This is a genomic window from Neobacillus sp. SRL179 (assembly GCF_984799095.1).
This window is the reverse complement of record NZ_OZ481792.1, coordinates 934,355-945,262: the sequence shown is the minus strand read 5'-3', so window position 1 is coordinate 945,262 and position 10,908 is coordinate 934,355. Positions and strand designations below refer to the sequence as shown.

Sequence of the window (10,908 nt, the reverse complement as noted above, 5' to 3'; positions counted from 1 at the left end):
AGTTTAAACTTATAAATTCTATTATTGCAATATGCGCCTCTCTAGGCGTCTAAATTAAACCAAATGAGGAGGTTGCTTCTAATGAAAAAACAGATTGTTCTACTTCCCGGTGATGGGATTGGCAAGGAAGTCATTAATTCTGCAAAAGATGTATTACAGGCAATTGCTGAAGAATTTAATCATCATTTTAGCTTTGAAACCCATGAAATCGGAGGAGCAGCCATTGACCTTTACGGCACTCCCCTTCCAGACACGACTGTGGATGCCTGTAAGCAAGCCGATGCAGTATTATTAGGTGCTGTTGGCGGGCCAAAATGGGATACAAATCCCTCCCATCTTCGACCTGAACGAGGCTTGCTCGGCATTCGTAAAGCGCTGGATTTGTATGCAAACCTACGGCCAATCAAAGGTTTTAAAAACCTGCTCCATGCATCACCATTAAAGGAAGAAGTGGTTTCAGGAAGCGACCTCCTTATTGTACGTGAATTAACTGGCGGGCTTTACTTTGGAACACCAAGTGAGCGCCGTGATAATGGAAACTCCGTTGTAGATACACTGGTTTATTCTCGTAAAGAGATTGAAAGAATTGTCGATAAAGGTTTTCAAGCTGCCCAACAACGGCGTGGACACCTCACTTCTGTCGATAAGGCCAATGTCCTTGAATCCAGCAAACTTTGGCGCGAAGTGGTTGAAGAGAAAAAGGCTCAATATCCTGATGTTGCTGTAGAACATGTTTTAGTCGATGCTGCGGCTATGAAGTTAATCACGAACCCGACCCAGTTTGATGTTATTGTCACAGAGAATTTATTTGGCGATATTTTAAGTGATGAGGCATCCGTTCTAACTGGCTCGATCGGGATGCTCCCTTCTGCCAGCCTGGCTGAAAATGGTCTAGGCCTTTATGAACCCGTTCATGGGTCTGCCCCAGACATTGCTGGAAAAGGGATTGCCAACCCAGTTGCGATGATTTTATCTGCAGCCCTCATGTTAAGGTACTCTTTTAACCTTGAGACTGAGGCCAAAGTAATTGAGGATGCTGTCCAATCCATTCTCGATGCTGGATTCCATACAGGCGATGTTCAAATTGCAGAGGGACGTCTTGTAGGTACTGCTGAAATGACCAAATTAATTGCCGATTATATTAAATCTCAAAATGCATCAAAGTGTATCGCCAGCTGTTATTATTAAGTAATTTCTTAGGGTAAACCGTCTTGATTTGTGAGGCGGTTTACCTTTATAAATCTAATGGCATTATTTTATCCGCCGATTGGCAGCCGCTATCCGCCGATTGGTATGTGTTATCCGCTGATTGGCACCACTATCCGCCGGTTGGCACCACTATCCGCCAGTTGGCATGTGTTATCCGCCGATTGGCATCTGCTATCCGCAGATTGGCACCTGCTATCCACCGATTGGCACCTGCTATCCGCCGATTGGCACCTGCTATCCGCCGATTGCGCGGTATTAAAATCTTTTTATGTGAGGAAGGAAGCTATGCAAACACCAAAAACGATTATCCAAAAAATTTGGGAACAGCATGTGGTCCATCAAGAAGAAGGAAAGCCAGACTTACTTTATATCGACTTGCACCTTGTTCATGAAGTAACCTCTCCCCAAGCGTTTGAGGGCTTAAGGTTGAATGGCCGCAGGGTCCGCCGTCCAGATCTTACCTTTGCGACAATGGATCATAATATTCCAACTCGCCAACGCCAAGTCATTAATGATCCTATCTCAAAAAAACAAGTAGACACCCTCCAGCAAAATTGTCAGGAGTTTGGGGTAACACTTGCTGACCTTCATCACCCCGACAATGGCATTGTTCATGTCATTGGTCCAGAGCTTGGTTTAACCCAACCAGGTAAAACGATTGTCTGCGGTGACAGTCATACTTCCACACATGGTGCATTTGGAGCCCTTGCTTTTGGGATCGGGACTAGTGAAGTTGAGCATGTCCTTGCAACACAAACGCTTTGGCAAGCACCGCCAAAAACACTTAATGTAAAAGTTAATGGACAATTAGGGACTGGGGTAACGGCCAAAGACTTAATTCTTGCGATCATCGGCAAATTCGGTATTAAATTTGGAACTGGTTATGTGATTGAATACACAGGTGAGGCGATTCGTGCCCTTTCCATGGATGAGCGTATGACAATCTGTAACATGTCAATTGAGGCCGGGGCTCGGGCAGGACTAATCACGCCGGATGAAACCACTTTTGAATACTTACGCGGACGCAGACATGTCCCTCAAGGAGAAGCATTTGAGAAAGCAGTAGCTAAATGGCGGGCACTTGCTACAGACGAGGGTGCCACCTATGATGCAGTCGTTGAGATCGAGGCAGCGGAAGTGGAACCACAAGTTACTTGGGGTACAAACCCAGGTATGTGTATACCTGTGACAGCCAATGTTCCAAGTCCAGAGGAAACCGATAAACCGAACGAAAAGGATGCGATCCAGCGGGCACTTGAATATATGGGATTAGAAGCAGGACAACCCCTATCCAGTGTGACAATTGACCATGTTTTTATCGGTTCTTGTACAAATTCGAGATTAAGTGATTTGCGGAAAGCAGCAGAAGTAATTCGTGGCAGAAAGGTTAATCCTTCTGTTAAAGCCATTGTCGTACCTGGGTCGTTCAGTGTTAAACTTGCTGCAGAAAAAGAAGGCATCGACAAGATTTTTACTGAGGCAGGCTTTGAATGGCGGGAAGCTGGCTGCAGTATGTGTTTAGCGATGAATGATGATATTGTTCCGCCGGGTGGACGTTGTGCTTCTACTTCTAACCGGAATTTTGAAGGCCGTCAAGGCAACGGGGCTAGAACTCACCTTGTTAGTCCTGAGATGGCAGCGGCTGCCGCTGTGGCTGGTCATTTTGTTGATGTCAGAGAGTTTACTGCCCAGGAGGTATTGTAATGGAACCACTATGCATACATCAAGGCCTCGTTTATCCGTTAAATAGGCCTAACATCGATACTGACCAAATTATTCCCAAGCAGTTTTTAAAAAGAATTGAACGAAGTGGATTTGGCCAATTTTTGTTCTACCATTGGCGGTTTGATGACGAAGGAAATCTACGGCCTGATTTTTCCTTAAATGATCCAAAATATAAAGATGCATCTATTTTGCTGGCTGGTGAAAACTTTGGCTGCGGCTCTTCCCGTGAGCATGCTCCATGGGCAGTTCAAGATTTTGGCTTTAAAATTGTAATTGCACCAAGTTTCGCCGATATTTTTAAAAACAATTGTGTTAAAAATGGCATTCTCCCAATCCAAGTTAGTGATGAGCATGTTCAATACATGATGAAAAAGGCAGAATCTGAACAATATCAAATTACAGTGAATCTCGAAAATCAAGTCATCTATGATCATGAGGGATTCGAAGTTAGTTTTGACATTGCCCCCTATCCAAAAGAGATGCTGTTAAATGGCTGGGATGAAATTGGTGTTACTTTAAATTATGAAGACAGAATTAACGAATATGAACTTACGCATAAATAGAAAGTAAAAATGAGCTTGGCGGCAAGCTCATTTTTTATGGAAAAAATTTCTAGTTAAAATTCAGGTAATTGATCCAAATTGTTTTCCTTGATCCCATCTGGTTCACTGCGAATAATGTCCCGCCCATATTTATGGAAAACATCTACATGGGCAAGCTTCCCTTCTTTCGCTTCTGTTAGTGCGGTGAGATAATCTAACTCTCTGCCTGTACTCGTTTTGAAAGCAATGATATCGCCGTCATCATTTTTCCTTACGGCTGCAATCCCTTCTTTTCCTGTGCTTATACTTGGTTCTGCTTCAGCTAGTGCTTGTTGCTCACTTTCCTGTTTATACTGTTCGTAAATTTTTTCAAATTCATTTTGCTCCAACTATTCCACCTCCGAACATTTGTTAGTATTTTTCGAACTCCCTCTATTTATTATTCCTTTTCTTAAAAGTGTTAAAAATTGTTCAAGATTATCCATTTCGCATGAAAATTTACAAGAAACCTGCATGGTATAATTTACCTGATTGGGGTGATAATATGGATTTACCGAAAGGAAATGCATGGTTTTACATTCGTAATCATGAACAACAGGGTCCTATCGGATTATTTGAATTAAGGAAAATGTTTGAACAAGGGATTTTACCTGCGGAGACTTTTGTTTGGACACATCACATGCATCGTTGGCAAATGGCTAAAACGCTAGCGTTGTTTCCTGACTTCTCCTATAAGGAAGGACAAGTTGAACAACCTGCTGAAAATTTGGCCAAAAGTTGGCAGGAGCTTGAAAAGGATACCTACCCAAATGGAAGACCAGTTGTACGGTATCTTGCTAGATTTTTCGACCTTTCGTTATTTTCTCTTTTCTTAATTACCTTTATCTCCATCTTCTCTCCAAAATTCATCGTAGAATCATCCGGACTTTTTATCTTTATACTTAGTTTAATTTTATATATTTTAGTGGAGTCAATTATCCTCACGATTTTTGGAAATACCTTAGGAAAGGCCATTTTAAATATGCGTCTTCGAACAATAAGTGGTGAACGGCTCCCCTATGGAACCGCTTTGAAGCGGAGTGTGTTTGTTACCGCTGCAGGCATGGGCTTTGGTATTCCCATTCTTAATTTTATTTGCTATTATTTTTCTTATCTACATCTTAAAAAGAATGGTATCTCCTTGTGGGATCAAAATTTTGGCACAGTGGTTTTATACGGGCAGGTAAATTCCCTGCAAATAGTATTTGTAAGTATTTTTCCTATCGCCCTCCTAATTGCAGGATTGGTAATTTAGGTATTACCTCAAACAAATGTCACCACCATAAAAACAAACCCTTCCACAAATAAATGGAAGGGTTTTTATTTTCCACTACAAAGAGTTATCTAATGGTGCCTGACACCTCTTTTACGTTTTTCAAGATTAAAAACATGATGTAGATGATTATGATATTAACTAGGAGGATGAGTGCAATAACTAATGGGCTTATGTCGATGCCTGCCTTGATTTGTAGGAATATCATGGCTGTTAGCGCTGTTAGTAAGGTTACATCTTTCATTGTAATGACCGCTGCAAGAAGATATCCAAATGGTTTTCTTCTAATTAGCAAAATACCCGCTAAGAATCCTACGGGTACTATAAATCCCAGATCAAGGGCTTGAATGATGAGTGTTGTATAATGCTCGAGCCCGTCAGGATGAGTTCCATTAAATATCGGCGGCACTATTTTGCCAAGCCACATCATCCCAAACATAAATGAAACTAAGATTAAAAAACCACCAATAAATTTAATGGGCAGTTTAATATCAAATTGCTTTGGTAACATCGGAATATTAAATGACATAAGTGCTAACGTAAAAGCAAAAAAGCTGGCAGACATGAGGAATACATAAACGAGGAACAAGGAATTATACATGGATAGAAAGGAATAGGATGCATAGGTGTATAAGAAGTATCCCAGCGTTCCTGTTAATAACAATCTTCCCCTTAACAAACCTTTTCCCGTTAAAAAAAGTGAAATCACCAGCAAGGGGACTCCTAAAAATAGCGTTACATAATCTTGAGCAATGGCTTGTGAAGCCATTGCTACAGAATCATGTTGGTAAAGGCCCTTTCCATAAATAGAGATGGTCTCTCCGAAAATAGACTCGTAATCGTATGCCCCCGGTCCTTGTCTAGAGAAAATTGCTAAAGATGTGGCGACAATCGAAAACAGGGCAATGAATAGGACTAAAATGCTGATTGATTTTTGGTTCTTCATTGTATGACTCTCCCTTCTAATATTACCTACATCCTAACCCATACCGTGCTTACTCCGAACACTGCGGACACTATGTTCACAAAAGATTCGGAATTCAGAATGAATTCAATCACCCCATATTAACAATAATTTAAATAAGAACCCACAGCAGCTTAGGGTATACTACTTTTATAAGATGTTTTGGAGTGATAGGCATGTTAAAGTTTAATCAGTTTCATAATCCACGAGAGAACAAAGAATTACTTAATCAATTTACAGGTAAGCAACTGGATTTGAAAAGAATTATAAAAGAGTCAGAGCAACTTTTTGATCAATGTCAAGACCGTCCAACTACCATCCACTCTGAAAAAAAACAGCCTATTTCTTTTTCAGAAAAGATAAAGGAGCGGTTATTCCGTCTTGCGGCAACTCCTTCACACCTTTTAGAACCTACAAAAATGACGTTCGATCACGAGGGGAATGTTATACCCGATTGGAAGGACTTGCTTGACCAAGAATATGTACAGTTAAATAAAAGGATCAGCCAAGAAGTAAATGTACTTGATTTTGGCGCAGTTGGAGATGGCAAAACGGATTGTACTCATGCTTTTAAACAAGCGATCGGCACGGGGCGTGTAAAAGTCATTGTGCCCGCAGGGGTCTTTATTACAAAAGAAATTAAACTTCCTTCGTGGACAAGTCTTGTTGGTGCTGGCAAGGGGTTAACCACTATTAAGCTTCATAACAGTGCCCCAAAAGGGACTCGACTAATTACAAACACCAACCATTGGAAAGGAAATCATCATATTCATGTTCAAGGGTTAAGTTTGGACTGGAATGTGGAAAGACTGGGTGAGGCTGCAAAGACAAGTACATGGGGCAATCATTCTAGCTGTCTAACTTTTGCGAACGTCACTTTTGGCTGGATAAAAGAGGTCGAGGGGATTAACCCAGGCCTTCATTGTTTTGATATATCGTCAACCCAGTACAACTACGGTGGCGATGGTTTTAGAGCACGCGGCGGCAGTAAATACATTTGGCTTGATCAACTGACAGGCTATGGCTTTGGTGACGACGGAATTACGACCCACCATAGTGACTATATTTTTATATCTAATTCCCATATGTGTGATCCTAGTGGAAGAACCCATCAAAAAGGTTTTTCAAATTCAAATGGAATAGAAATTGATGATGGCTCACGAAATGTTTTGCTGGTTAATAACTCATCAGCCAGGTGCTTTGGCGGGGTTGAAATTAAGGCACACCAGAATTCCTCGGCTGCATCAAATGTGCAAATTGTCGGGCATCTTTCTGTTAACGATAACCGCTCCTTTAACTTTCGGCATATCGGGCACCACAAAATAACGGATTCAGAATCTAAAACCGCCTACAATATTATCGCTATGAATCTTGTATCTATCGCACCTATTTTTACTGACTTGTATAAGGATTCAGCGCCGCGGGGGATGGTTGTTTCCGCTTATAAAAATGTCGTGGTGAATCATTTTACGGTAATTGGTGACCCGAATTACGATTTCAAAGGCAATCCAGTGATTGCCATTCAATATAGGGCTAGAAATGTGGCGGTACATCAAGTGTCCATTAAGGAGTTTAAAAACGCTGGGACCGCTATAAAGATTTATGGCGGCGAACATCGTGCCGATTCTGTCCAAATATATATGGATGTGGCCCCAAATTCCACTCTTAAATCATTGGAGATTGGAAAAGGTGTTCAAGATGTAAAATTCCACAAAGGTAAGCCCTTTCCTGATAATATTTAGGTGACATCTCCCACTCCCCCATATGCAGTTGCAATACGTTAGATTAAACAGCATATGGGGGTAGGGTCTGATACTTTGTTAGTGAGGTATTTTCTTCAAAAAACACTTTTTAAGATCACTGCTTTTAGGTATTTTCCTTATTAAATCAAGATAAATCGATGGACTCATTTCATCATTAATTCTCGTGTATTGAGCTAATAGCCTTAACAAATCTTTTTGTAATTTCCATTGGTCTAGTAATGGCGGTCCCCACTACCGCTGTAAAAGCTCCACACTTAAGAACATCATTCAAGTCCTCAGGTGTCCAAATACCACCCTCAGCGATTATTGGAACCGGAATATCTTTAACTAATCTTCCGATTAAATGAAGATCTAGATCCTTATTACCTTTAGTGTATTCGGTATAGCCATTTAACGTTGTTCCTACACAATCAAATCCTAATTCATAAGCTAATTTCCCCTCCTCATAGTTCGAGCAATCTGCCATAAAGAGTTGGTCACTATATTTTTCTCGAATTAGCGGGAAAATTTCACTAATTGTTTTTCCATCAGGTCGAACCCTAGTAGTTGCGTCTAAAGCAATAATATCAACACCCTCTTGATAGAGAAGCTCAATTTCTTCAAGAGTTGGAGTAATAAATACATCCGAGTTATCGAATACTCGTTTAATAATACCTATAATTGGTAAATCAACAGTTTTTTTGATTTCCTTAATATCTTCCACACTATTTGCCCTTATTCCAGCTGCTCCCCCTAGTTTAGCAGCATACGCCATTCTCCCCATAATAAATGGACTGTGAAGCGGCTCATCTGGTAGTGCCTGACAAGAGACAATTAGTTTCCCTTTAATTTGCTCAAATACATTATGTTGTGTTTTCATTGAAAGAACATCTCCAAGTAGCAAAATTTATTTTTCAAAAACATATCATATAGTTGAAATTTCGTAAATAATTTCCTGTTCGATTATATTAATTAGAAAGAATTTCCACCAAAAAAAAAACAACTATTTTACCCTCGTCTATTTTTCTTTCTTTTAACGCAAAAAGCGTCAAAGATAGGTTCTATCTTTGACGCTTCTCTTCTTTGTCGACCACTAAATCATCCACCAACTTTTCAGCTACTTTCCGGTACAAATTGCTCATATGGACTAACGATGTAATCATCAATACCTGCTCTAAGTAGGCTGAGTTTTCATCTTGATGTACATGTGAGATTTCCTCTTTTACATGTTTGACTCTTTCCTCAATGTTCTTTTTAAAATCAGCTGTATTTTCGTCTGTTAAATGCAGGTAGCTGGAATAAAAAGAGTCTAAATCAAGCGTCCCATTCATCATCTTTTTATTTACTCCGCTTAGGGTTGCGTTAATATCATTAATCGATAGTGCTCCTTTAAGCTGATAAATTAAACTGATCAAGATTAAATGGCCTTTTGAATATTTCTTATTTTGGATTGGAAAAATTAATTTACCCTTCACATAATTATTAATCATGGTCTTTGTAAGCACCTTTTCTTCTTCATTCCGCTTCGATTCATTAAATTTACTTTCGAATAATTGTATAACTTGATCCATATATAAATCAATCTTTGGAATATCCTCTAAGGTCAAGTTTGCATCTATACCAAGCGAGTCAATTATTTGTTTGATATTTTCCATCGTGAAGATCCCACCATTTTCCGTTATTAATTTTATTATACAGAAATAAATAACCGTTGACTAGATTTCATTTTATCAGTATTATTATAAGTAGTTATTAAAACTACATGTTGTTATAAGGAGTGTAAAAAAATGAATCATTATATTCGAGAACCTATTAATGGGTTGACCCATTTAGCAGGTGCTATTTTATCTTTTGTCGGTCTGCTTGCCATGGTGATAAAAGCTGCTATGACTACGCCCTCTCCCTTGGTAATCTCAGCTGTTATAATTTTTGGCGTTAGTATGATCCTGCTCTACTCGGCATCCGCCACCTATCATATGGTTATTGCTAAGGATAAGGTCATTGCTTTTTTGAGACGGCTTGACCACTCGATGATTTTTATTTTAATTGCTGGTACCTACACTCCTTTTTGTTTTATTAGTTTAAATGGAAAAACGGGAGCGATTTTATTTGCGATTATTTCTGGGATTGCGATCAGCGGGGTCGTATTTAAAATGGTGTGGTTTAACTGCCCGCGCTGGATTTCTACTGCCCTGTACATTGCAATGGGTTGGATGATTGTGTTTGTGTTTTCACCTTTAGCAGGCAGCTTAAATCCTGTTGGATTGTTTTTATTGGTTCTCGGTGGAATATTCTATACCGTTGGCGGAGTAATCTACGGGGCAAAGCCAAAGTTTTTAGAAACAAAGTATTTAGGCTTTCATGAGATTTTTCATATATTTATCTTGCTAGGCAGTTTAGCTCATTTCTTAACGGTCTATCTATATGTCATTTAATACACCTATTGATCGGTGTATTTTTTTGTTTCTTTACAACTATTATTTTTTTATATAATTTCGTAACATTAAACTTTATGTATTGACTCAAACTAGAATGAGGTTTTTAATATAAAGGTTGAAAAAATAGTAGAGGTGTTTTATTTTGTTTCGATTAATTTATCAAGTCATGGTCATCGGACTATGCTCCATCCTTTTCGGCTTTTCCTTTAATACCTTCCTCATTCCACATAAGTTAACATCTGGGGGCGTTACAGGTATTTCCTTTTTAATTCAGCATTTTACCGGAATCAATACAGGTTCGATTATTTTAGCTATTAATATTCCATTATTTTTAGTTGGATTGAAATACTTAGGAAAACGTTTTGTCTTACTTACTGGTTATTCTGTTTTGGTTTTATCTCTAAGCATGAGATTTATTCCGATTAAGGCGATAAGCCCTGACATTCTCCTTTCCTCCATTATCGGCGGCGCTCTTTATGGAATTGCTGTTGGATTAATTATTCGCCTCGGCGGATCTACAGGAGGAACTGATATTATCAGCTTAACGCTCGCGAAAAAGAAGAACATGCAAGTTGGCTTTTTAAATACAGTTATGAATCTTTTCGTGGTGGGGAGCTCTGGGTTGATCTTTGGCTGGAATATTACCCTTTATACGATTATTGCTATATATGTAGCAGGGCGTGCGGTCGATATGGTTTATACTACACAGAATAAGCTAACCTTAACGATTGTAACGGAAAAGTATGAAGAACTGACAGAAGCCTTATTCCAATTGCATGCTAGGGGTGTAACCGTAACCGACGTAGAAGGCGCCTACACCCATAAGAAAAGAAAAATGTTAACCACGGTCATTACCAAATTCGAACTAAATGAAACGAAGCATACCATTAAAACTGTTGATCCTAAGGCGTTTGTAAACATCATGCAAACCATGGAAGTAATGGGTCGTTTCCGGAAAAATTAAAAAGCAGATGGG

At 39.4% G+C, this 10,908-nt stretch carries 11 protein-coding genes; 7 read left to right on the top strand and 4 right to left on the bottom strand.

Annotation, left to right across the window (positions count from 1 at the left end; all coding sequences use genetic code 11):
• The first annotated feature begins 81 nt into the window (after window positions 1-81).
• The 3 genes from leuB to leuD all read left to right on the top strand — a co-directional run bounded on the left by leuB (window position 82) and on the right by leuD (window position 3,497).
• Complete coding sequence (gene leuB, locus AC4E8C_RS04645; RefSeq protein WP_490210650.1) at window positions 82-1,188, top strand: 3-isopropylmalate dehydrogenase; 1,107 nt, start codon at window positions 82-84, stop codon at window positions 1,186-1,188.
• A 306-nt stretch (window positions 1,189-1,494) separates the two neighbouring features.
• Complete coding sequence (leuC, locus tag AC4E8C_RS04640; RefSeq protein ID WP_490212471.1) at window positions 1,495-2,913, top strand: 3-isopropylmalate dehydratase large subunit; 1,419 nt, start codon at window positions 1,495-1,497, stop codon at window positions 2,911-2,913.
• The gene (gene leuD / locus AC4E8C_RS04635) at window positions 2,913-3,497 is read left to right on the top strand and encodes a 3-isopropylmalate dehydratase small subunit (protein ID WP_490210648.1); all 585 of its coding nucleotides are present in this window, start codon (window positions 2,913-2,915) and stop codon (window positions 3,495-3,497) included. The genes leuC and leuD overlap by 1 nt, the downstream gene beginning before the upstream one ends.
• Window positions 3,498-3,550: 53 nt before the next feature.
• Here leuD and AC4E8C_RS04630 read toward each other — a convergent pair whose 3' ends face one another.
• The gene (locus AC4E8C_RS04630; protein WP_490210647.1) at window positions 3,551-3,865 is read right to left on the bottom strand and encodes a DUF3892 domain-containing protein; all 315 of its coding nucleotides are present in this window, start codon (window positions 3,863-3,865) and stop codon (window positions 3,551-3,553) included.
• 155 nt (window positions 3,866-4,020) lie between these two features.
• On the opposite strand from AC4E8C_RS04630, the gene AC4E8C_RS04625 reads away from it, so the two are divergent.
• Entirely contained in the window at window positions 4,021-4,770 is a 750-nt protein-coding gene (locus AC4E8C_RS04625; RefSeq protein ID WP_490210645.1) for an RDD family protein, read from the top strand.
• An 85-nt stretch (window positions 4,771-4,855) separates the two neighbouring features.
• Here the strand turns inward: AC4E8C_RS04625 and AC4E8C_RS04620 are convergent, their stop codons facing one another.
• A complete protein-coding gene (locus AC4E8C_RS04620; protein ID WP_490210643.1) occupies window positions 4,856-5,734 on the bottom strand; it encodes a hypothetical protein in 879 nt (292 codons plus the stop codon).
• Between the two features lie 194 nt (window positions 5,735-5,928).
• Between AC4E8C_RS04620 and AC4E8C_RS04615 the strand changes: the two genes are divergently transcribed.
• On the top strand, window positions 5,929-7,494 hold the full coding sequence (locus AC4E8C_RS04615) for a glycosyl hydrolase family 28-related protein (RefSeq protein ID WP_490210642.1): 1,566 nt from the start codon (window positions 5,929-5,931) through the stop codon (window positions 7,492-7,494).
• Window positions 7,495-7,669: 175 nt separating this feature from the next.
• Here AC4E8C_RS04615 and AC4E8C_RS04610 read toward each other — a convergent pair whose 3' ends face one another.
• Window positions 7,670-8,374, bottom strand: coding sequence for an N-acetylmannosamine-6-phosphate 2-epimerase (locus AC4E8C_RS04610; protein ID WP_490210640.1), 705 nt, complete (start codon window positions 8,372-8,374; stop codon window positions 7,670-7,672).
• A gap of 181 nt (window positions 8,375-8,555) precedes the next feature.
• Window positions 8,556-9,149: a DUF1836 domain-containing protein gene (locus tag AC4E8C_RS04605; protein ID WP_490210638.1), complete on the bottom strand. Its 594-nt coding sequence runs from the start codon at window positions 9,147-9,149 to the stop codon at window positions 8,556-8,558.
• A 132-nt stretch (window positions 9,150-9,281) separates the two neighbouring features.
• Here AC4E8C_RS04605 and trhA point away from each other — a divergent pair, with 132 nt between their 5' ends.
• Window positions 9,282-9,929, top strand: coding sequence for a PAQR family membrane homeostasis protein TrhA (gene trhA, locus AC4E8C_RS04600; protein ID WP_490210636.1), 648 nt, complete (start codon window positions 9,282-9,284; stop codon window positions 9,927-9,929).
• Window positions 9,930-10,074: 145 nt separating this feature from the next.
• Window positions 10,075-10,896, top strand: a complete 822-nt coding sequence (locus AC4E8C_RS04595; RefSeq protein ID WP_490210634.1) for a YitT family protein — start codon at window positions 10,075-10,077, stop codon at window positions 10,894-10,896.
• Window positions 10,897-10,908: the final 12 nt, after the last annotated feature.